This is a genomic window from Enterobacter sp. Bisph1, from assembly GCF_000814905.1.
GTDB lineage: Bacteria > Pseudomonadota > Gammaproteobacteria > Enterobacterales > Enterobacteriaceae > Kosakonia.
This window is the reverse complement of sequence record NZ_JXAG01000025.1, coordinates 71,904-94,256: the sequence shown is the minus strand read 5'-3', so window position 1 is coordinate 94,256 and position 22,353 is coordinate 71,904. Positions and strand designations below refer to the sequence as shown.

Below are 22,353 nucleotides of genomic sequence, written 5' to 3'. Positions count from 1 at the left end.
AGTGCTTTGTGTGGATCAAAAAAGGGAGTAGAGTTATTCGCGTAGGGTACAGAGGTAAGATGTTCTATCTTTCAGACCTTTTACTTCACGTAATCGGATTTGGCTGAATATTTAGCCGCCCCAGTCAGAAATGACTGGGGCGTTTTTTATTGGGCGAAGCCAAAAAAAAGCGCGACCCATGCCGCGCTTACAGGTTACTCGCCAGGCTCTTCGACCGGCGGCAGGGTATTAAACCAGCCATCCAGCTTCTCACGCAGTTTGTCCACGCCCTGTTTCTTCAACGACGAGAAGGTTTCAACCTGCACTTCGCCATTAAAGGCGAGCACCGCTTCACGCACCATATTCAGCTGCGCTTTACGCGCACCGCTGGCGAGCTTATCCGCTTTCGTCAGCAGAACCAGCACCTGCAGATTGCTCTCAACCGCCCACAGGATCATTTGCTGATCGAGATCTTTCAACGGATGGCGAATATCCATCAGCACCACCAGCCCTTGCAGGCACTGACGTTTTTCGAGGTATTCACCCAGCGCACGCTGCCATTTGATTTTCATCTCTTCCGGCACTTCCGCGTAACCGTAGCCCGGTAAGTCGACAAGGCGTTTACCTTCGGCGACTTCAAACAGGTTGATAAGCTGCGTACGGCCCGGCGTTTTCGAGGTGCGCGCAAGGGTTTTTTGGTTGGTTAAGGTATTGAGTGCGCTCGATTTACCTGCGTTGGAGCGGCCCGCAAAAGCCACTTCTATACCGGTGTCGGCGGGTAAGTGGCGAATATCAGGCGCACTGGTGACAAAATGCGTCTGTTGGTAATTCCAGGTAGTCAAAATGGTCGTCTCCATCGTCAAAGCATGCGGCGATTATACCTGAACCCACGCAAAAGACTGTTTTTCTCGCCGGTAACTTTACTGTAAGTGATTAGCGCCTGTTTTGTAGGATATTGGCCCTTCACAGTATGAGAAATTTCAGAGGAATTGCAGGTTTGAAAAGCGCTAAAACATCGTTAATCAACGGGTTATAATTATAGAATTATCTTAAAGTGCTGACTTTAGTCCTTTTCCTGCTTGTTAGTTCGCCGCAGAAGGGTAAAGTGATTCACCAAGGCCGGATGCTGGTTAGGAAGGATAACTCACGGACTGAGGGGTCAGGAGCGCCAGGAGGCGAAGACCGGAGCAAAACGTCAGAGACGTTTAACAAGGAAAAGGATGCATAACAGGGAGCGTTTTCGCTAACGGAAAAACAGGGCACGTTGATAGCGGACACGGAACGTAAAACCCGTTATGGGTAAAGGGTCAAGAAAAAAGGCGACAGTTTGCACTGTCGCCTTTTTTCTTTGCTTGCTTTCTGCTAGATTCCGCCGCAATTCTATACTGATGAAAAACGACCTAAGACAACGATGATGAAAAAACCGTCTACCAACCCGCGCGGTAAAATACAGCGTAAAACCCGTGAAGAGCTGAACCAGGAAGGCCGCGATCGCAAGCGTGATAAAAAGCACCGCGGTAACGTATCAGGCAGCCGTGCGAACGGTGGCGGCGACGCGTCTGGCTCCGGCAGGGGCAAACAGCAAAAAGATCCGCGAATTGGCAGTAAAAAACCGATCCCGCTGGGTGTCACCGACACACCGGTCAACAAGCAGCACAAACCTAAGAGCGAGAAACCTATGCTTTCACCGCAGGCTGAGCTGGAAATGCTGGAAACCGATGAGCGCCTGGACGCGCTGCTGGAACGTCTGGAAGAGGGCGAAACCTTAAGCGCCGAAGATCAGACCTGGGTCGATGCCAAACTGGATCGCATTGATGAACTGATGCAGAAACTCGGACTCTCTTACGATGACGACGAAGAAGAGGAAGAAGAAGGCAAAGAAGATATGATGCGTCTGCTGAAGGGCGGTAACTAATACTTTCCTATGGGGCTTCCCGTCCTGCTTATAACCCTTCCGGTTATATGTTATCTGGTGTGGTTATTCGTTAAACTACAGCGGTTGTCGCGGCGCAAAGTGTGGCTGCGCAACCGGCTTATGACCCGAAACGAGGTCAGGCCAGGCCGCCGGAATCGCCAGCGGCGTCATCGGAAGGAGTAAGCAATGTCTGAGCAAGTCATCGACTGGGATCTGGCCCTGATCCAGAAATATAACTATTCCGGGCCGCGTTATACCTCCTATCCCACCGCGCTGGAGTTTTCCGACGCCTATGGTGAAGAAGATTTTCGCCAGGCCGTAGCGCGCTATCCTGAGCGGCCGCTCTCGCTGTATGTGCATATCCCCTTTTGCCATAAGCTCTGCTATTTTTGCGGCTGCAATAAGATTGTCACCCGCCAGCAGCATAAGGCCGATCAGTATCTGGATGCGCTGGAACAAGAGATAATTCACCGCGCGCCGCTGTTTGCAGGCCGCCATGTCAGCCAGCTGCACTGGGGCGGCGGGACGCCAACCTACCTGAATAAAGCGCAAATCAGCCGCCTGATGGCGCTGCTGCGCGGCCATTTCGCTTTCAATACCGATGCAGAGATCTCCATTGAAGTGGATCCGCGCGAAATTGAACTCGATGTGCTCGACCATCTGCGCCATGAAGGCTTTAATCGCCTCAGCATGGGCGTGCAGGATTTCAATAAAGAGGTTCAGCGTCTGGTCAACCGCGAGCAGGATGAAGAATTTATCTTCGCCCTGCTCAATCATGCCCGCGATATCGGTTTTACCTCGACCAACATCGACCTGATTTATGGCTTGCCTAAACAGACGCCGGAAAGTTTCGCCTTTACCTTACAGCGGGTAGCAGCCCTGAGCCCGGATCGCCTGAGCGTGTTTAACTACGCCCATCTGCCGACGTTGTTCGCCGCCCAGCGCAAAATCAAAGACGCTGATTTGCCGACGGCGCAGCAGAAGCTCGATATTTTGCAGCAGACCATCGCCTCGCTGACCGGTTCCGGTTATCAGTTTATCGGAATGGATCACTTTGCCCGCCCGGACGACGAACTGGCTATTGCCCAACGAGAGGGCGTGCTGCACCGTAATTTCCAGGGTTACACCACCCAGGGCGACAGCGATCTACTGGGGCTCGGCGTTTCCGCCATCAGCATGCTTGGCGACAGCTACGCGCAAAACCAGAAAGAGCTCAAACTCTATTATCAGCAGGTGGATGAGCAGGGAAATGCGCTGTGGCGCGGTATCGCCTTAACGCGCGATGATTGTATTCGTCGCGATGTGATTAAGGGGCTGATTTGCAACTTCCGCCTGGAGTTTGCCGGGATCGAACGCGCCTGGGATCTCGATTTCCACGACTATTTTGCTGAGGATTTGCGCCTGTTAGCGCCGCTGGTGGAGGACGGGCTGGTCACGATGAACGGGACCGGATTACAGGTGACGGCAAAAGGGCGTTTGCTGATCCGCAATATCTGCATGTGTTTCGATGCCTATCTGCGGCGCAAGGCGCGTTTGCAGCAGTTCTCACGGGTTATCTGACATGTATCAGGCCTGCAAAAGAGATTCTGCAGGCCTGATACACGCAGCGTAACGCGATGTTTAGCTAAACAGCCCAACCAACGCGGCGCACAGAACGGCGGCAATGGCCGTTTGTGGTGTGTGACTTGCAGACGCGCCAGCTTCGACGCCTGCCGTGACCACATTAATTAATGATTCCAGCATGATGACCCCCCGATAAACGGGCAAGATCATACGTCACTGTTGGCAACAGTAAAGCGCAAAATAGCATCAATTTGCGATTAGGCATCATTTTTTACATTTTGTGCGCGCGTCATTCCATTCCCAGTTCTTTCAGCTTACGCGTCAGGGTGTTACGCCCCCAGCCTAGCAGGCGCGCGGCTTCCTGTTTATGGCCCTGCGTATGGCGCAGCGCCGTCGTCAGTAAGGTGCGTTCCATTTCGGGTTGCGCTTCGGAAAGCAGGTTTTGATGACCGGAACGCAAGGCGCGATCCGCCCACTGCGCCAGCAGCGTCGCCCAGCTGTCCGGCAGGCTCTGCGACGGGCTATCCGGGACGCTGGTTTCAAACAGTTCAGCGGGCAAATCCTGAATTAATACTTCCTGACCAGCGGCCATCACCGTTAACCAGCGGCAGGTATTTTCCAGCTGGCGAACGTTGCCTGGCCAGGCCAGCCGCGTTAACGCCGCTTCGGTTTCCGGGTGCAGCTGTTTCGTTTCGACACCCAGTTCGCGTGCGGCAACGTGTAAAAAGTGGCGCGCCAGGCGCGGGATATCTTCCCGCCGCTCGCGCAACGGCGGCAGATGGACGCGAATCACGTTCAGACGATGGAACAGATCCTCACGGAATTTCCCCTCCTGAACGCGCACTTCAAGGTTCTGGTGGGTGGCGGCGATAATACGCACGTCGACTTTGACCGGTGCATAGCCGCCAACCCGATAGAATTGTCCATCGGCCAGCACGCGCAGCAAACGCGTCTGCACATCCAGCGGCATATCGCCAATTTCATCAAGAAACAGCGTCCCGCCATCGGCCTGTTCAAAGCGCCCCTGACGGATAGTATTCGCGCCGGTAAAGGCTCCTTTTTCATGACCAAACAGTTCCGACTCAATCAGGTCTTTCGGAATGGCCGCCATATTGAGGGCAATAAACGGTGCTTTAACCCGCGGGCTGTGGCGATGCAGGGCGTGAGCGACCAGTTCTTTACCGGTTCCCGATTCACCGTTAATCAACACGCTAATGGACGAGCGCGACAGTCGGCCGATAATGCGAAATACATCCTGCATCGCAGGCGCTTCGCCAATAATGTCCGTCGTTGGCCCGCTGACCTGCACATTGCGCGGCTGCTGCTGCTCCTGATAGTGGCTAATGGCCCGTTCAACTAGCGCCACGGCTTCATCGATATCAAAGGGTTTAGGCAGATAATCAAATGCCCCTTGTTGATAAGCGCTGACCGCCGCGTCGAGATCCGAGTGCGCGGTCATAATGATCACCGGCAACATCGGATGGCGCTGCTTAATCTGTTTCAGCAGTGCCAGCCCATCCATCCCCGGCATACGAATATCCGAAAGCAGTACATCCGGCGTTTTGGTGGTGAGTGCATCAAGCACCTCATTGGCACTTTCAAACGTCGTACAACTTAAGCCTGCCCCGGTGAGTGCGCGTTCAAGCACCCAACGGATGGAGCTATCGTCATCAACGATCCAGACTATCCCTCGTTGCATAAACACCTCTACTTCCGAATAGGCAGGAATACCGAGAATTCGGTATGGCCTGGCCAACTGGTAAATTCAATTTTGCCCGAATGCTGATCGATCAAACTACGGGCGATAGACAGCCCAAGTCCGGTGCCGCCTTCGCGCCCGCTTACCATCGGATAGAACAACGTATCCTGCAGATTTGAAGGAATTCCCGGACCGTTATCTTCCACATCTATTCTCGCCGCGAGGCGATAGCGCACGCCATGCAGGGTTAGCTGGAAGGCGGTACGGGTACGCAGAACAATCTCGCCCCCTTGCGGCCCCAGCGCCTGCAGCGCGTTACGCACAATATTCAGTAAAACCTGCTCGATTTGGTCGGGATCGTGAGCAAGTTCCGGCAAACTCGGATCATAGTCACGGGTTAAGGTGACGTTCGCCGGCAGCTCCATCGACACCAGTTTCACCACGCGTTCGGCAACTTTGTGGATGCTTTCGGTAACATGCATCCCCGGTTGCTGCGGTCCGAGCAGCCTATCCACCAGATTGCGCAGGCGGTCGGCCTGTTCAATGATCACCCGGGTATATTCCAGCAGGGAGGGATCGGGTAAGGCTTTGCTCAACAGCTGCGCCGCGCCGCGTAAACCGCCGAGCGGGTTTTTAATTTCATGAGCCAGACCGCGTACCAGATCGCGCGCCGCCACTTGCTGCGCATGTTGAAGCTGCTCCTGGCTAAGACGGCGCTGGTTATCCATCGGCGCCATTTCCAGCAAAATCATCCCGTCCGGCAGCCGTTGCGCCGTCAGGGAGAGAATATGCGAGCGTCCGTCGATGACCAGCGTCACTTCGTTATCGGTAAATCCCTGACCGGCATGCAGACTTTCCTGCATCAAACCGATATTCAATGAAAAGTAACTCAGCAGGTCGGGAAGCGGTGTACCGAATAGCTTGCGTGAACTTTGCGCCAGCAGCTGCTGTGCCGCAGGGTTGGCGTAATGTACCGCCAGGTCGTCATCAACCAGCAAAATGCTGTTGATCAAAGAATTGAGGATCTGCCCAGCATCGGGCAGCACGCCACTTGCCATTTAGCAGTCTCCCGGAGGTGTGCACCAATTTAGTGCATTATAGTGACTTATCGATAAAAAGCGCGTGAGATCAGGTTGTTGGTGGAGAAAAAAGCCCATCCAGAGATGGGCTAAAATTTCCACGGCAACAAAAATTTCAAACGTATTTCCTGCTGTAGCGGCGCTGGCAGCCTTCGCTCACCCCGGTCACATAGTTAACCTGTGCTGCCGGGGATTCACTCCGTTGCTGCCTTGCTACAACAAGAAATTCGCCGAGTATAAAAATTAAACGCTGTAATAGAGTTCAAACTCTACCGGGTGCGGCGTCATGCGCACGCGGTCGTTCTCTTCAAGGCGCAGCGCGATGTAAGCATCGATAGCGTCATCGGTGAACACGCCACCGGCGGTCAGGAACTCGCGGTCAGCGTCGAGCGCGTTGAGGGCTTCTTCCAGAGAGCCTGCAACCTGCGGGATCTCTTTCGCTTCTTCAGCCGGCAGATCGTAGAGGTTTTTGTCCATCGCTTCGCCCGGATGGATTTTGTTTTTAATCCCATCCAGACCGGCCATCAGCAGGGCGGCAAAGCACAGGTACGGGTTAGCCGCCGGATCCGGGAAACGCACTTCGATACGACGCGCTTTCGGAGAAGCTACCACCGGAATACGGATGGACGCAGAGCGGTTACGTGCGGAGTAAGCCAGCATAACCGGCGCTTCGTAACCCGGGACCAGACGCTTGTAGGAGTTGGTGGTCGGGTTAGACAGGGCGTTGATGGCTTTCGCGTGTTTGATTACGCCGCCAATGTAGTACAGCGCCATTTCAGACAGGCCAGCGTATTTGTCGCCAGAGAACAGGTTAGTGCCGTTCTTGGAGAGAGACATATGGCAGTGCATACCGGAACCATTATCGCCAAACATCGGTTTTGGCATAAAGGTCGCGGTTTTACCGAAGCGGTGAGCCACGTTGTGCACGACATATTTGTAAATCTGAATTTCGTCCGCTTTTTTGGTCATGGTGTTGAAGCGGGTTGCCACTTCGTTCTGACCCGCCGTTGCCACTTCGTGGTGGTGAGCTTCAACGACCAGGCCCATCTCTTCCATCACCAGACACATGGTAGAGCGCAGATCCTGTGATGAATCGACCGGCGGAACCGGGAAGTAACCGCCTTTCACTGCCGGACGGTGACCTTTGTTACCACCTTCGTATTTGGTGGTGGTGTTCCATGCGCCTTCGATATCGTCGATAGCGACGCTGGAACCGGAGATAGAGCTACCGAAACGCACGTCGTCGAACAGGAAGAATTCTGGCTCTGGCCCAAACAGAACGGTGTCCGCCAGACCGGTGGAGCGCAGGTACTCTTCAGCGCGTTTAGCGATGGAGCGCGGGTCGCGATCGTAGCCCTGCATGGTGCCAGGTTCGAGGATATCGCAACGGATAATCAGGGTAGACTCTTCGTAGAACGGGTCAATGACAGCGGTAGAAGCGTCCGGCATCAGCACCATGTCTGATTCGTTGATGCCTTTCCAGCCGCCAATCGAAGAACCATCAAACATTTTACCTTCTTCGAAGAAGTCGGCATTTACCTGATGGGCTGGGATAGTGACGTGCTGTTCTTTACCTTTGGTATCGGTGAAGCGCAGATCGACAAACTTCACTTCGTGCTCATTCAGCATCGTCAAAACGTGTTCAGCGGACATACTTAAACTCTCCCGGATTTGTCATTGTCGTCGTGGTAACGAGGTCTTCTGGTGCTATATAAAGCTGGCACTGTTGCCGTATAATTGTTGTAGCGAAATCTATGCCAACTTTTAAATGTCACCAAAAAGGCGTTATCATGCACGGCATAGTGCAAAAGGGCTGCACCATGATGGTTGCATTGCACCAATATAGTGCTTTTATGTGAACACAGGGCACTATATTGGTGCAATTTTCGTTAAATGCCCCTTTTAAAGCTCCGTGAAAGCGATCACAAAGGAACTCTGCAATACTTGTTTGCGGAGGATGTTTGTGATCCTGTTTAGTCCTTCGATTAATACGTGTACAATAACGCGCTATTTCTAATGCCTGAGGCAAAGTTGTGATCGAAAATCTGCGTAACATCGCCATCATTGCTCACGTTGACCATGGTAAAACCACCCTGGTTGACAAGCTGCTGCAGCAATCCGGTACGTTCGACGAACGTGCTGAAACTCAAGAGCGTGTGATGGACTCCAACGATTTGGAGAAAGAGCGTGGGATTACCATCCTCGCTAAAAACACCGCTATCAAATGGAATGATTACCGTATCAACATCGTTGATACCCCAGGGCACGCCGACTTCGGTGGTGAAGTTGAGCGTGTAATGTCCATGGTCGATTCCGTGCTGCTGGTGGTTGACGCATTTGACGGCCCTATGCCGCAAACGCGCTTCGTGACCAAAAAAGCATTTGCCCATGGCCTGAAACCGATTGTGGTAATCAACAAAGTTGACCGTCCTGGCGCGCGTCCGGACTGGGTTGTCGATCAGGTGTTCGACCTGTTCGTAAACCTGGACGCAACCGACGAACAGCTGGACTTCCCGATCGTTTACGCTTCTGCGCTGAACGGTATCGCGGGTATGGACCACGAAGACATGGCTGAAGACATGACCCCGCTGTACCAGGCGATTGTTGACCATGTTCCGGCGCCGAACGTCGATCTCGACGGCACCTTCCAGATGCAGATCTCTCAGCTCGACTACAACAACTACGTTGGTGTAATCGGCATTGGTCGTATCAAACGCGGTAAAGTTAAGCCGAACCAGCAGGTCACTATCATTGATAGCGAAGGCAAAACCCGCAACGGTAAAGTCGGTAAAGTTCTGACCCACCTGGGCCTGGAGCGTATTGATAGCGACCTCGCGGAAGCGGGCGATATCATTGCCATCACCGGTCTTGGCGAGCTGAACATCTCTGACACCATCTGCGATCCGCAGAATGTGGAAGCGCTGCCGGCGCTGTCTGTTGATGAGCCGACCGTCACCATGTTCTTCAACGTCAACACCTCGCCGTTCTGTGGTAAAGAAGGTAAGTACGTGACTTCACGTCAGATCCTCGACCGCCTGAACAAAGAGCTGGTGCACAACGTTGCGCTGCGCGTTGAAGAGACCGAAGACGCTGATGCGTTCCGCGTTTCCGGCCGTGGTGAACTGCACCTGTCCGTATTGATCGAAAACATGCGTCGTGAAGGTTTCGAAATGGCGGTTTCCCGTCCGAAAGTTATCTTCCGCGAAATCGATGGCCGCAAACAAGAGCCGTTCGAAAACGTGACGCTGGACGTCGAAGAGCAGCATCAGGGTTCTGTCATGCAGGCACTGGGCGAGCGTAAAGGCGATCTGAAAAACATGAATCCGGACGGTAAAGGCCGCGTACGTCTCGACTACGTGATCCCAAGCCGTGGTCTGATCGGCTTCCGTTCTGAGTTCATGACCATGACCTCCGGTACCGGTCTGCTTTACTCCACCTTCAGCCATTACGACGACGTTCGTCCGGGCGAAGTGGGCCAGCGTAACAACGGCGTGCTGATCTCCAACGGTCAGGGTAAAGCGGTTGCGTTTGCGCTGTTCGGTCTGCAGGATCGCGGTAAGCTGTTCCTCGGTCACGGTGCGGAAGTCTATGAAGGCCAGATCATCGGTATTCACAGCCGTTCTAACGACCTGACGGTAAACTGCCTGACCGGTAAGAAACTGACCAACATGCGTGCGTCCGGTACGGACGAAGCAACGGTTCTGGTTCCGCCAATCAAGATGACCCTGGAGCAGGCTCTGGAGTTTATCGATGACGACGAACTGGTAGAAGTGACGCCGCTCTCTATCCGTATCCGTAAACGTCACCTGACGGAAAACGACCGTAAACGCGCAATGCGCGGGTCCAAAGAAGACTAATTTCGCTTCTTACCTGTGAAAAAGCCGCTGAATCTCAGCGGCTTTTTTTATGGCTCTCTCTTTCCCATGAAGTCGCAAACTATTCAATTTCGCGCTTTCCCGCTACAGTTAATTCTCCAGGGCTGGCAAGGAGAGAAAAATGCTCTATATCTTTGATTTAGGTAACGTGATTGTCGACATCGACTTCAACCGGGTGCTGGGAGCCTGGAGCGATTTTAGTCGTGTCCCGCTGGCAACATTAAAACAAAGCTTCACCATGGGTGAGCCGTTTCATCAACATGAGCGTGGCGAACTGAGCGACGAAGATTTTGCCAAAGCGCTCTGTCACGAGATGGAATTACCGCTGAGTTATGAACAGTTCTCTACGGGCTGGCAGGCGGTATTTGTCGCGCTGCGCAAAGAGATTGTCGACATCATGCAGCGCCTGCGTGAGCAGGGGCATCGCGTCGTGGTGCTGTCGAACACTAACCGCCTGCATACCACCTATTGGCCGGAGCAATACCCTGAAATCCAGGCTGCTGCCGATCACATCTATCTTTCACAGGAGATGGGCATGCGCAAACCTGAAGCACGGATCTATCAGCAGGTGCTTGCGCTGGAAGGCTATCCGGCCGAAGAGAGCGTCTTCTTTGACGACAATGCCGAGAATATTGCCGGGGCTGAAAGGCTGGGAATCGCCAGTATCCTGGTGACGGGGAAATCCACCATCCCGGACTATTTCGCGAAGCAGCTATGATAAAAAACCTCCGTCACCACGCTAGAAACCGCATGCGCACGCTGTGGGCGTGGCTGCGGTTGTTATGGCAGCGTATTGATGAAGACCATATGACGACGCTGGCGGGGAATCTCGCCTTTGTCTCATTACTGTCGCTGGTGCCGCTAATCGCCGTGGTGTTCGCGCTGTTCGCCGTTTTTCCGATGTTTTCCGAGATAAGTATTCAGTTACGACATTTTGTCTTCGCCAATTTTATTCCCACCACCGGCGATGTGATTCAAAACTACATCGAACAGTTTGTCGCCAATTCCACCAAAATGACTGCGGTAGGCGCGGTCGGGCTGGTCGTCACCTCCCTGCTGCTGATGTACTCCATTGATGCGGCGTTGAACACTATCTGGCGCAGCACGCGCGTGCGCTCGCATGTCTATTCGTTCGCCGTCTACTGGATGATCCTGACTCTCGGCCCGTTGCTGGTGGGTGCAAGCCTGGCGATCAGCTCCTTTTTGCTGTCGCTACATTGGGTTAACGAACTGGATAGCGTGATTGACGATGTGCTGCGCATCTTCCCGCTGCTCCTGTCTTGGCTCTCTTTCTGGTTGCTCTACAGCATTGTGCCCACCACGCAGGTGCCGAATCGCGATGCCATTGCCGGTGCCTTTGTCGCCGCGCTGCTGTTCGAACTGGGGAAAAAGGTTTTTGGTCTGTATATCACCCTGTTTCCTTCCTACCAGCTGATTTATGGCGTGCTGGCTGTGATCCCCATTTTGTTCCTCTGGGTCTACTGGACCTGGTGTATCGTCTTGCTTGGTGCTGAAATAACTGTCACTCTCGGTGAATACCGAAAACTAAAAATAGCCGCACAGCAAGAAGAAGCAGACCAACCATGATTGCATTAATTCAACGAGTGACCCGCGCGAGCGTGAGCGTGGCGGATGAAGTGACGGGCGAAATTGGCCCAGGGCTTTTAGTGTTGTTAGGCGTCGAAAGAGAAGATGACGAACAGAAAGCGGACCGCCTGTGCGAACGCGTGCTGGGGTATCGCATTTTTGGCGACGCGGAAGGAAAGATGAACTTGAATGTCCAGCAGGCCGGTGGCAGCGTGCTGGTGGTTTCGCAGTTTACGCTGGCGGCGGATACGGAACGCGGTATGCGTCCGGGCTTTTCCCGCGGTGCCGCACCAGAAAAAGCGCAAGCGCTCTATGACTACTTTGTGGAGCGCTGTCGCAGTAAGCAGATAGAGACGCAAACCGGGCGATTCGCTGCCGATATGCAGGTTTCGCTGGTCAATGATGGCCCCGTCACATTCTGGTTGCAGGTATGAGCCAGCTTGCGGCGTGGCCCCTGGTCACAAGAGAGAATGCAGCTATGTATCACCTTCGCGTACCGCAAACGGAAGACGAGTTAGAGCTCTATTACCAGTTCCGCTGGGAAATGCTGCGCCAGCCGCTGCATCAGCCGAAAGGGTCCGAGCGCGATGGCTGGGATGCGATGGCGCATCACCAGATGGTTGTCGATGAAGAGGGCAACATCGTGGCGATCGGGCGGCTGTATATTAATGCGGATAACGAAGGCTCTATTCGCTTTATGGCCGTACATCCCTCCGTACAGGACAAAGGTCTTGGCACCCTGATGGCGATGACGCTGGAGTCCGTGGCTCGCCAGGAAGGGGTGAAGCGCGTGACCTGTAGCGCCCGTGAAGATGCGGTGGCGTTCTTCGCCAAGCTCGGGTTTATCAATGAAGGGGAGATCACTGCGCCGCAAACCACGCCGCTGCGTCACTTTTTGATGATTAAACCCATCGCCTCGCTCGATGATATCCTACATCGCGGCGACTGGTGCGGACAGCTACAGCAGGCCTGGTATCAGCATATTCCCCTGAGTGAAAAGATGGGCGTCCGTATTCAGCAGTACACCGGGCAGAAATTTATCACCACCATGCCGGAAACCGGCAATCAAAATCCGCACCATACGCTGTTCGCCGGCAGCCTGTTTTCGCTGGCGACGCTCACCGGCTGGGGGCTTATCTGGCTGATGCTGCGCGAGCGGCACCTTGGCGGCACCATTATTCTTGCCGATGCGCATATCCGTTACAGTACGCCGATTAGCGGTAAGCCGAGCGCGGTTGCCGATTTAGGCTCCCTGAGCGGCGATCTGGATCGTCTGGCGCGCGGGCGAAAGGCGCGGGTCCAGCTGCAGGTTGAGCTGTCTGGCGATGAGCAGGCGGGCGCTATTTTCGAAGGGATTTATATCGTGTTACCGGCTAAACCTTTCGGCTCGTTTGTCGAGGGTGGTAACGAAGAAGAGTAAACCGGGCGCGCCCGAGATTTGCGGCGCGCGGTCCTGTTCAGGCTCTTGCCACGCGTGCCGCCACATCTCTTATCGTATCCCTTGCGCTCTGACTAATGCCCGCCAGCTGGAAAAAGCCGTGGATAACGCCCAAATAGCGCGAGCAGGTACAGTTTACGCCTTGCTCAATCATATGCTGGTACAGCGCTTCGCCTTCGTCGCATAACGGATCGAACTCGGCGGTAATGATGTGTACCGGCGGCAGACCGGAAAAATCATCGCGCCACAAAGGACTCACATCCGGCAGCATCCGGTCCGTATCACCCAGATAGAATTCATACCCCGTTAACAGCGCTTCGCGCGTGATGACATAATCGGAACCGTTAAAGGTATAGCTGTCAAAATAGGCGGTGGCGTCGAGCATCGGATAGATCAGCACCAGCTGGGCGGGCTGCCAGGTTGCTGCTGCTTTTAGTCGAAGTGCGGTGACCAGCGCCAGATGCCCGCCTGCGCTGTCCCCTGCAAGGGTGATCCGTTCCCGGTTAATTCCCAGTTTTTCGGCGTTTTTCCAGATGATATCGGCACCCGTTTGCGCATCATCATGCGCTGCAGGCCAGCGATGCTCCGGCGCTAAACGGTACTGAACCGCAATCACCTGACAACCGCTATAAAAAGCCAGCTGCCGCAGCTGATTGTCATGCGTCTCGAAACTACCGCTGATAAAGCAGCCGCCATGAAAGTAGATTAACGCCGGGAGAGAAGCGTTGCCGACATTGGCAGGGGAATAGCGACGAAACGTCATGCCGTCGAGGGTAAGATCTTCAGTATCGACCCTTGTCTCCCGCTCGCCTGCCAGCACCGTACTGGCGAGATAGCCTGCGCGCCTGTCATCAATGCTCATCGCTTTCACCGAGGGGCGCCCGGCGGTGATAAAGTCGCTCACCAAACCGGCAATACCTTTTTCCAGTGCCATTTCCGTAACCTTTATCTGTATATATATCCAGCCTTTATAGCCTGGTTTTTTCACAATGGAAACGGCAGCGTTTTACAAAAAGTGGGGTACACGCAGTTGCGGGGAAAACATAAGAGAGAATAACCCTTGCCAGAGCGGCAAGGGTGGGCATTATTCCCCTTCGCCAGGGAATAAGAAGGGATTGATGGAGCTACGGGCAAAACCTTCCTGCTCCATGCGGGCGTCCAGCACCAGCGAGGCCAAATCATCGGCCACCGCTTCGACGTTGGGATCTTTTTCCTGATACAGCAGCTTCAGGTAAGTACCGCAGTCACCGCAGCTTTCCGCTTTGATCGCCGCCTGCTCGTTATCCAGCGACCAGTAATGCAGATCGCGGGTTTGCTCGCAGTTGCTGCACTTAATGCGCACCACATGCCACTCGGTTTCGCACAGATTACAGTGCAGATAGCGCAGCCCCTGCGTGGTGCCGATATGGACCATGCTGGAGACCGGCATCGCGCCGCAAACCGGGCAGAACTGGCGCTGTTCACCATATTCCGCGCGGGCTTTGCCGGGGATCAGGCTGGCCATTTGCGCCCAGTACAGAGAGAGCGCGGCCCAGATAAACGGCGCTTTATCGCTGCTCACCGAGGCGAAATCAGAGGCAAACAGGGCGCTGGCCATCGCTTCCAGCTCCTGCGCCGAGGCTTTTTCCAGATTCTCAATCACCGCCAGCGCCGGCCCGCTCATCTCCGGTTTTAACTCGGCTATCAGGGAGTGCAGCAGCTTGTGCCAGTGCGCATCGCGCGGCAGCACGTGAATATCCAGCGGCGGCTTACCCTGCGCGGCGGCCTCTTTGATGCGCGCCGTCAGATCAATGTGCAGGGGGTGATCGTAGAGCACCACTTCCTGGGCATGGGCGATAAGCGCGGCGAAACGCAGGTAATCACCCAGTGGGTTACTCTCTGCCAGTTCGCGCAGACGTTCTGCCCGACGGTTGTAGAGATTTTTCAGCCTGGGGAATAATAACGGCGGAATAACTTCCGCCGTGCGTTTATCGCTCTTCTCCAGCTCATCTTGCGGGATTATGCGAATACTCATTCAGTCGATTTTTCCGTTGTCTTTGCGAACTTCCCGGTACCAGCGCGGGTGATGTTTCTTCGCCCACGTGCTGGTCACCCAGCCTTCCACCATTGCGGTAATCGTGCCTTTTACCCACAGGGCGGCGTAAATATGCACCATAATAACCACAATTAGCGCGACTGCGGCAAATGAATGCACCATCAACGCTAAGCGGATCACCGGGATGGGGAACGCTGGCGCGAAGTAAGGGCGCCAGATAACCACGCCGCTTACCAGCAGCAACACCAGGAAAATAATTGCCGCCCAGAAGACACACTTCTGACCGAAATTATAGCGCCCGGTGTCGCCCACTTCCTCATTGACGACAATCTTACGAATATTCTTCGCCCAAAAGATATCATCCCGATTGATTAGGTTATGGTGCCAGTAGCGGAAAAACATGATGATAAACGACGCAAACATCACCACGCCGACGAACGGATGGATAATGCGCGCCATCTGCGGCGTGCCCAGAACATTCATCAACCAGTTGAAGGAGGGGAAGAAAAACCCCAGCCCGCTTATTGCCGCCAGCATGAAGCAGAAGGCGGTGACCCAATGGTTAATGCGCTCTGGCGCCGTATAGCGCACGATGGTGTCACGTCTTTTCATTTGCGCACCTCGTCTTTCTCTTCATGCAGGTTATCGTCTTCCTCTTCCGCGCGGTTCGGACCGACACCGACGTAGTGGAAGATGCTGGCTGCGAAGGTCGCGGCAAAGCCAACCGCCGCAAGCGGCTTCCAGATACCTTTCCAGAACTTCACGGTAGGGCTGATTTCCGGGTTCTCCGGCAGGCCGTGATAGAGATTCGGCTTGTCGGCATGATGCAGCACATACATTACGTGCGTACCGCCAACGCCAGCCGGATCGTACAGGCCTGCGTTGTCATATCCACGGGTTTTCAGCTCTGCCACGCGCTCGCCGGCCAGGTTCTTCATATCCTCTTTGGAGCCAAAGTGGATAGCCCCGGTCGGACAGGTTTTCACACAGGCCGGTTCCTGGCCCACCGTCACACGGTCAACGCACAGCGTACATTTATAGACGCGGTTGTCTTCCGGGTTCAGGCGCGGCACATCGAACGGGCAACCCGCGATGCAGTAGCCGCAGCCAATGCACTGCTCAGACTGGAAGTCGACGATGCCGTTGGCATACTGAATGATAGCCCCTTCTGACGGACAGGCTTTCAGACAGCCAGGATCGGCGCAGTGCATGCAGCCATCTTTACGGATCAGCCACTCCAGTTTGTCGTTCTGCTCCACTTCCGAGAAGCGCATCACCGTCCACGATTTGGCGGTCAGATCCGCCGGGTTGTCATACACCCCGACGTTATGCCCCACTTCATCACGAATGTCGTTCCACTCGGAACAGGCCACCTGACAGGCTTTACAGCCGATACAGGTGGTGACGTCGATAAGCTTCGCCACTTCTTGCTGGTGATCCCGCGCGTGTGGCGCGGGCGTGAAGTCGTTAGTCGCGGAACGACGGATGATGTCTTGCGATTGATAAGCCATAAGTCGTCTCCGTTACACCTTTTCCACATTCACCAGGAACGCCTTAAACTCCGGCGTTTGGGTGTTTGCATCGCCCACATACGGCGTTAACGTATTGGCGATAAAGCCTTTCTTCGCCACCCCTTCGTAACCCCAGTGAATAGGAATACCGATGGTATCGACTTCCTTACCGTGTACGTTCAGCGTGCGAATACGCTTGGTCACCACCGCCTTGGCTTTGATATAGCCGCGGTTGGAGGAGACGCGCACCGTATCGCCCTGCGCGATGCCCAGCTTGTTCGCCAGCTTCTCGCCGATTTCAACAAACTGTTCCGGCTGCATAATCGCGTTAAGGCGCGCATGCTTGGTCCAGTAGTGGAAGTGTTCGGTGAGACGGTAAGTGGTACCGACATACGGGAACTTATCCGCTTTACCCATCGCTTCCAGATCGCCTTTAAAGACGCGAGCAGCGGGGTTGGAGACCACATTCGGGTGCAGCGGGTTGGTGCCCAGCGGCGTTTCAAACGGCTCGTAGTGTTCCGGGAACGGCCCTTCCGCCATCTTATCGATAGCAAACAGGCGGCCCATCCCTTCCGGCTGCATGATAAACGGCCCGACATTACTGCCCGGTGCGGCGGCGCTGTAGTCCGGAATATCGTATCCGCCCCATTTCGCACCGTCCCATTTCAGCAACTGACGCTTCGGATCCCACGGTTTACCCTGGGGATCTGCGGAGGCGCGGTTGTAGAGAATGCGGCGGTTAAGCGGCCACGACCATGCCCAGCCCAGCGTATTACCAAGGCCAGACGGATCGGCGTTATCGCGGTTAGCCATCTGGTTGCCTTTCGGCGTCCAGCTACCGGCGAAAATCCAGCAGCCGCTTGATGTGGTGCCGTCGTCGCGCAGATGGGCGAAGGTACTTAGCTGTTCGCCTTTCTTCGCAAGCACGGTTCCGGTTGCCGGATCGATCACGTCCGCCAGCGCTTTCCCGTTGCTCTCCATGGCCACTTCTTCCGGCGACGGGTTTTCCGGCGTCGAATAGTTCCAGCTCATGTTCAGCACCTGTTCCGGGTTGGCACCGCCTTCCGCCGCATACATATTTCGCATGCGCATGAAGATGCCCGCCAGGATCTCGCCATCGTTCAGCGCTTCGCCCGGGGCGTCCGCACCTTTCCAGTGCCACTGCAGCCAGCGGCTGGAGTTAACGATGGAGCCGTTCTCTTCCGCAAAGCAGGTTGATGGCAGACGGAACACTTCGGTCTGAATTTTCGCCGGATCGACATCGTTAAATTCGCCGTGGTTCTGCCAGAAGTTAGAGGTTTCGGTATTGAGCGGATCAATCGTCACCAGGAACTTCAGCTTCGACAGGGAAGCGACCACTTTGTTTTTGTTCGGGAACGAAGCCACCGGGTTGAAGCCCTGGCACAGGTAGCCGTTAACCTTACCTTCGCTCATCATTTCGAAGTACTGCAGAACGTCGTAGGCCTTGTCCCACTTCGGCAGCCAGTCAAAGCCCCAGCTGTTTTCTGCTGTCGCTTTATCGCCGAAGAAAGCCTTCATCATCGAAACGAAGAATTTCGGGTAATTACTCCAGTAGTTTACCTGGCCTTCCAGCAGCGGTTTCGGCGTGTTGGCGGTGAGGTAAGTCTGGAGATCGGTCTGTTTTTCACTCGGCAGCGTCATATAGCCGGTCAGGCTTTGCGACAGCAGGCCCAGATCCGTCAGCCCCTGGATATTGGAGTGACCGCGCAGGGCGTTCACGCCGCCGCCCGCCATCCCCATATTGCCCAGCAGCAGCTGAATCATCGCCATGGTACGAATGTTCTGCGCACCCACGGAGTGTTGCGTCCAGCCCAGCGCGTAGAGGAACGAGGCGGTTTTATCATGGGCGCTGGTTTCGGCGATGTACTCGCAGACCTTCAGGAAGTCCGCTTTTGGCGTGCCGCAGATATCTTCCACCACTTCCGGCGTATAGCGGGAAACGTGGGTTTTCAGCAGGTTCCACACGCAGCGCGGATGAGTGAGGGTGGTATCGCGTTTGGCGAAACCTTTTTCATCCAGCTCGTAGTTCCAGCTGGTTTTATCATATTTGCGTTTTTGCGCGTCATAACCGGTGAACAGGCCATCGTCGAAGCCAAAATCTTCACGCACGATCAAGCTGGCGTTGGTATAGGCCTCGGTGTATTCACGGTTATATTTTTCGTTGGTTAACAGATACAGCAACACGCCCGACAGGAAGGCAATGTCGGTACCGGAACGAATCGGCGTATAGAAATCCGCAACAGAGGCGGTACGCGTAAAGCGCGGATCGATAACAATCAGCTTCGCGCCATTATGGATTTTGGCTTCCATCGCCCAGCGGAATCCCACCGGATGTGCTTCAGCCGCATTCCCCCCCATCACAACGATAAGGTTGGCGTTTTTCATGTCGACCCAGTGGTTGGTCATCGCACCGCGACCAAAAGATGGAGCAAGACTTGCTACCGTTGGTCCGTGTCAGACACGCGCCTGGTTATCGACGGCTAACATGCCGAGTGCGCGGGTAAATTTTTGCGTTAAATAGCCGGTTTCATTACTCGATGCGGATGCACACAGCATCCCGGTGCTCAGCCAGCGGTTAACCGTGGTACCTTCCGCGTTTTGCGCGATATAGTTGGCGTCACGGTCCGCTTTCATCAATTTGGCGATGCGGGTAAACGCTTCATCCCATGAAATTTGCTGCCATTTATCTGAGCCTGGTGCACGGTATTCCGGGTATTTGAGGCGGCTTTCTGAATGGATAAAATCCACCAGACCTGCGCCCTTCGGACACAGTGCACCACGGTTTACCGGATGATCGGGGTCACCCTCAATATGAAAGATTGACGCTTTGGCGTTTTTTGCTCCGTCGCCGAGGCTGTACATCAACAGCCCACAGCCAACGGAACAATATGTGCAGGTGTTACGGGTTTCACGGGTGCGCAGCAGCTTATACTGCCGCGTTTCCGCGAGCGCGACGGCCGGGGCAAAGCCCAGCGCCGCTGCCGTGGTTCCTGCCATACCGCCAGCACAGATCTTAAAGAACTGTCTTCTGCTGACCTGCATGGTTTGCTCCTGGTTTGACATTACTCTTATCGTTTTTTTCTTTGCGGTGGTTGGCGCAAAGGTTCAGAATTGCTGGTAATCCCTCATATAAAGGGGGACCGCAACGAAGGCTACCACATACCAGGTAGGCTCAATCTGACGTGAAGGATTCAGAAGTGCTGCTATTCCCCCCCTTTTCCCGAGGGATAAGCGCGGAGAATACCATAATGTTGGTACGCTTGTTCGATAACGGTTAAAGCAAAGTGAACAATTTGCAGGCTAAAAAGCACAAAAATGCAACATCAATCACAGGCGCCCGCGAGGTGTTGCTGTGGAAACGCGCCGATTTGCAACAAGCGGTGCCGGATACGCTGGCACAAGAGGTTCCCGTTGCGCTGGTCTACAACGGCATCTCCCATGTTGTGATGATGGCCTCGCCGAAAGGCCTTGAAGCATTCGCCATTGGCTTCTCCTTATCCGAAGGGATTATTGAGAGCCCGTCAGAGATTTATGGCATGGACGTGGTGCCCTCCTGCGACGGCCTTGAAGTGCAGATTGAACTCTCCAGCCGCCGTTTTATGGGATTAAAAGAGCGGCGGCGCGCGCTGGCCGGGCGCACCGGCTGCGGTGTCTGCGGCGTTGAGCAACTCAATGATATTGGTAAGCCTGTTGCCCCGTTGCCCTTTACCCAGACCTTTGATTTACGCGCGCTGGATACCGGACTGACGCACTTAACGGATTACCAGCCGATTGGCCAGTTGACCGGCTGCACCCACGCCGCCGCCTGGATGTTGCCCTCCGGCGAGTTAGCGATCGGCCATGAAGATGTTGGCCGTCATGTCGCGCTGGATAAGCTGCTCGGACATCGCGCGCGCGAAGGGCAGCGCTGGCAGGCTGGAGCCGCGCTGGTATCGAGCCGTGCCAGTTATGAAATGGTGCAAAAATCGGCGATGTGCGGCGTTGAAATCCTGTTTGCGGTTTCCGCTGCGACCACGCTGGCGGTGGAAGTGGCCGAGCGGTGTAACCTGACGCTGGTGGGTTTTTGTAAACCGGGCCGGGCGACGGTCTATACGCATCCGCAGCGATTAATCGCCTGTAATTAACATCAAAAAATTTGAACTTTGTGAGCAAATCCTTCCGCTTTTTGTTGAGTGAGATGAGGTCTATTATTTCTTTCATCGAGGCAAAACGCCTCACTCAAACAAACGAACGTAAGGGTTTATCTCATGAAAAGCATCAAAACTTTTGTCGCATTTATCGCTCTGGCTACTTCTTTCGGTTCTTTCGCCGCGCAATCTGTCACCGCTACCGACTCAACCATGTCCGGTGCCGAAGCGAAAATCGCCGCGCAGGCTCAGCAGGCAGGTGCCTCTTCGTATCAGATTACCGAAGCCTATAACGGTAACCAGGTGCATATGACTGCCGAACTGAACAAATAATCGCACTACAGTCGAAAGAGCGCCTACGGGCGCTTTTTTCATTTGTGCGACAGGTGAAAACAGAATTAAGGCGCGGCGCTGGACTCTGCTATGCGCTTACGGGACACTGTAGGCGTTTTGCCGTCTACGACCCGGAAAGGTATGTCACTTAAAGCCATCGCCAAACAACTCGGTATCTCTGTCACCACCGTCAGCCGCGCCCTCAATGGCTATGATGATGTCTCTGCCGAGACGCGCGCTCGCGTGCAGGCGGAAGCGGACCGGCGTGGTTATCGCCCGAACACCCTGGCGCGGCGTTTGAAAATGGGCAAAATCGATGCCGTGGGTCTGGTCTTTCCCGTGCATCCTGTTCCGCTCAATAACAGCGTGTTTATGGAGATGGTCGGCGAGATTAGCCGCGAACTGGCGAGCCACGATATCGATCTGTTATTGATTGCCGATGACGATCTCGCGGATAAGCACAGCTACCTGCGCATGATACAAAGTCGTCGCGTTGATGCCCTGATTGTCGCCCACACCCTGGATAACGACGCACGACTGGAGCAGTTACAGGCCGCCGGTTTCCCTTTTCTGGCGCTGGGGCGCAGCCAGCTTGCGAAACCCTATGCGTGGTTTGATTTCGATAACTATGCCGGGACCTACCGCGCTACCCGCTTTCTTATCGACCACGGGTATCAGCGTATTGCCATGCTCAGTGAAAATAACAGCCAGGCGTTTATCGCCCAGCGCCGTCAGGGCTATTTAGACGCGCTGCGCGATAGCGGGCTGTCTGACGAGTGGTTACGTACGCTGTCGCCTTCCCGCCGCGCGGGTTACCAGGCCGTTGAAGCACTGCTGGCGCTGCCACAACCGCCGCAGGCGATCGTTACCGACTGCAACACTCACGGCGATGGCGCGGCGATGGCGCTGCTGAAGCATGGCAAACTGCTGGGTGAAAATCGCGTTGCGCTGGTGGTATATGACGGTTTGCCGGACGACAGCATTGTCGACGTCGATGTTGCCGCCGTGGTGCAGGCCACCCGCGAAGCGGTGGGTAAACAGATTGCCGATATGGTCCGCCAGTTGATTGCCGGTGAGCCATTAACCGACCTGCAAGTGCTGTGGCAAACGGAGTTTCGCCCCGGCGTGACCGCCTGAATTTTCCCCTCCCTTTTAATAACAAAGTTTAGCGCAGCTCACAGAACCAAAACG

General features: G+C 54.8%; 20 protein-coding genes and 1 pseudogene. 11 read left to right on the top strand and 10 right to left on the bottom strand.

Features of this window, described 5'->3' with window-relative positions; translation table 11 throughout:
* Positions 1–59 precede the first annotated feature (59 nt).
* Positions 60–107, top strand: coding sequence for a small protein SpfP (gene spfP / locus RW65_RS23310; RefSeq protein WP_071892919.1), 48 nt, complete (start codon positions 60–62; stop codon positions 105–107).
* An 87-nt stretch (positions 108–194) separates the two neighbouring features.
* Here the strand turns inward: spfP and yihA are convergent, their stop codons facing one another.
* Positions 195–821 (bottom strand): ribosome biogenesis GTP-binding protein YihA/YsxC, encoded by a 627-nt coding sequence (yihA, locus tag RW65_RS03445; RefSeq protein ID WP_039055299.1) that lies wholly within the window; start codon positions 819–821, stop codon positions 195–197.
* Between the two features lie 572 nt (positions 822–1,393).
* Between yihA and yihI the strand changes: the two genes are divergently transcribed.
* Both yihI and hemN read left to right on the top strand, forming a co-directional pair.
* On the top strand, positions 1,394–1,894 hold the full coding sequence (gene yihI / locus RW65_RS03440) for a Der GTPase-activating protein YihI (protein ID WP_039055285.1): 501 nt from the start codon (positions 1,394–1,396) through the stop codon (positions 1,892–1,894).
* A 186-nt stretch (positions 1,895–2,080) separates the two neighbouring features.
* Positions 2,081–3,454, top strand: a complete 1,374-nt coding sequence (gene hemN / locus RW65_RS03435) for an oxygen-independent coproporphyrinogen III oxidase (RefSeq protein ID WP_039055283.1) — start codon at positions 2,081–2,083, stop codon at positions 3,452–3,454.
* Positions 3,455–3,514: 60 nt separating this feature from the next.
* Here hemN and RW65_RS22545 read toward each other — a convergent pair whose 3' ends face one another.
* From RW65_RS22545 to glnA, 4 genes are all read right to left on the bottom strand, one after another.
* Complete coding sequence (locus RW65_RS22545; RefSeq protein WP_141399381.1) at positions 3,515–3,637, bottom strand: YshB family small membrane protein; 123 nt, start codon at positions 3,635–3,637, stop codon at positions 3,515–3,517.
* Between the two features lie 109 nt (positions 3,638–3,746).
* Positions 3,747–5,156, bottom strand: coding sequence for a nitrogen regulation protein NR(I) (gene glnG, locus RW65_RS03430; protein WP_039055282.1), 1,410 nt, complete (start codon positions 5,154–5,156; stop codon positions 3,747–3,749).
* A gap of 8 nt (positions 5,157–5,164) precedes the next feature.
* On the bottom strand, positions 5,165–6,214 hold the full coding sequence (gene glnL / locus RW65_RS03425) for a nitrogen regulation protein NR(II) (protein WP_039055281.1): 1,050 nt from the start codon (positions 6,212–6,214) through the stop codon (positions 5,165–5,167).
* A gap of 264 nt (positions 6,215–6,478) precedes the next feature.
* A complete protein-coding gene (gene glnA / locus RW65_RS03420; protein ID WP_039055280.1) occupies positions 6,479–7,888 on the bottom strand; it encodes a glutamate--ammonia ligase in 1,410 nt (469 codons plus the stop codon).
* Positions 7,889–8,268: 380 nt separating this feature from the next.
* On the opposite strand from glnA, the gene typA reads away from it, so the two are divergent.
* The 5 genes from typA to fabY all read left to right on the top strand — a co-directional run bounded on the left by typA (position 8,269) and on the right by fabY (position 13,117).
* Entirely contained in the window at positions 8,269–10,092 is a 1,824-nt protein-coding gene (gene typA, locus RW65_RS03415) for a ribosome-dependent GTPase TypA (protein ID WP_039055279.1), read from the top strand.
* Between the two features lie 139 nt (positions 10,093–10,231).
* Complete coding sequence (gene yihX, locus RW65_RS03410; protein WP_039055278.1) at positions 10,232–10,828, top strand: glucose-1-phosphatase; 597 nt, start codon at positions 10,232–10,234, stop codon at positions 10,826–10,828.
* A complete protein-coding gene (locus RW65_RS03405; RefSeq protein WP_039055277.1) occupies positions 10,825–11,697 on the top strand; it encodes a virulence factor BrkB family protein in 873 nt (290 codons plus the stop codon). The genes yihX and RW65_RS03405 overlap by 4 nt, the downstream gene beginning before the upstream one ends.
* Complete coding sequence (dtd, locus tag RW65_RS03400) at positions 11,694–12,131, top strand: D-aminoacyl-tRNA deacylase (RefSeq protein WP_039055276.1); 438 nt, start codon at positions 11,694–11,696, stop codon at positions 12,129–12,131. Before RW65_RS03405 ends, dtd begins: the two co-directional genes overlap by 4 nt.
* A gap of 44 nt (positions 12,132–12,175) precedes the next feature.
* Positions 12,176–13,117 carry a fatty acid biosynthesis protein FabY gene (gene fabY / locus RW65_RS03395; RefSeq protein WP_039055275.1) on the top strand — a complete coding sequence of 314 codons (942 nt, stop codon included), beginning with the start codon at positions 12,176–12,178 and terminating at the stop codon, positions 13,115–13,117.
* Between the two features lie 37 nt (positions 13,118–13,154).
* Here the strand turns inward: fabY and RW65_RS03390 are convergent, their stop codons facing one another.
* The 5 genes and pseudogenes from RW65_RS03390 to fdnG form a co-directional block, all read right to left on the bottom strand.
* Positions 13,155–14,069, bottom strand: coding sequence for an alpha/beta hydrolase (locus RW65_RS03390; RefSeq protein WP_039055274.1), 915 nt, complete (start codon positions 14,067–14,069; stop codon positions 13,155–13,157).
* A gap of 150 nt (positions 14,070–14,219) precedes the next feature.
* Complete coding sequence (gene fdhE, locus RW65_RS03385; protein ID WP_039055273.1) at positions 14,220–15,149, bottom strand: formate dehydrogenase accessory protein FdhE; 930 nt, start codon at positions 15,147–15,149, stop codon at positions 14,220–14,222.
* Positions 15,146–15,782: pseudogene (gene fdoI, locus RW65_RS03380) on the bottom strand (formate dehydrogenase cytochrome b556 subunit). The gene fdhE and the pseudogene fdoI overlap by 4 nt, the downstream one beginning before the upstream one ends.
* The gene (gene fdxH / locus RW65_RS03375) at positions 15,779–16,681 is read right to left on the bottom strand and encodes a formate dehydrogenase subunit beta (protein WP_039055270.1); all 903 of its coding nucleotides are present in this window, start codon (positions 16,679–16,681) and stop codon (positions 15,779–15,781) included. The pseudogene fdoI and the gene fdxH overlap by 4 nt, the downstream one beginning before the upstream one ends.
* 12 nt (positions 16,682–16,693) lie before the next feature.
* On the bottom strand, positions 16,694–19,744 hold the full coding sequence (gene fdnG / locus RW65_RS03370; RefSeq protein WP_156123957.1) for a formate dehydrogenase-N subunit alpha: 3,051 nt from the start codon (positions 19,742–19,744) through the stop codon (positions 16,694–16,696).
* A gap of 242 nt (positions 19,745–19,986) precedes the next feature.
* Here fdnG and fdhD point away from each other — a divergent pair, with 242 nt between their 5' ends.
* From fdhD to RW65_RS03350, 3 genes are all read left to right on the top strand, one after another.
* Positions 19,987–20,826, top strand: a complete 840-nt coding sequence (fdhD, locus tag RW65_RS03360) for a formate dehydrogenase accessory sulfurtransferase FdhD (RefSeq protein ID WP_052250265.1) — start codon at positions 19,987–19,989, stop codon at positions 20,824–20,826.
* Between the two features lie 123 nt (positions 20,827–20,949).
* Positions 20,950–21,162, top strand: coding sequence for a YdgH/BhsA/McbA-like domain containing protein (locus RW65_RS03355; protein WP_039055267.1), 213 nt, complete (start codon positions 20,950–20,952; stop codon positions 21,160–21,162).
* A gap of 141 nt (positions 21,163–21,303) precedes the next feature.
* The gene (locus RW65_RS03350) at positions 21,304–22,299 is read left to right on the top strand and encodes a LacI family DNA-binding transcriptional regulator (protein WP_039055266.1); all 996 of its coding nucleotides are present in this window, start codon (positions 21,304–21,306) and stop codon (positions 22,297–22,299) included.
* Positions 22,300–22,353 lie beyond the last annotated feature (54 nt).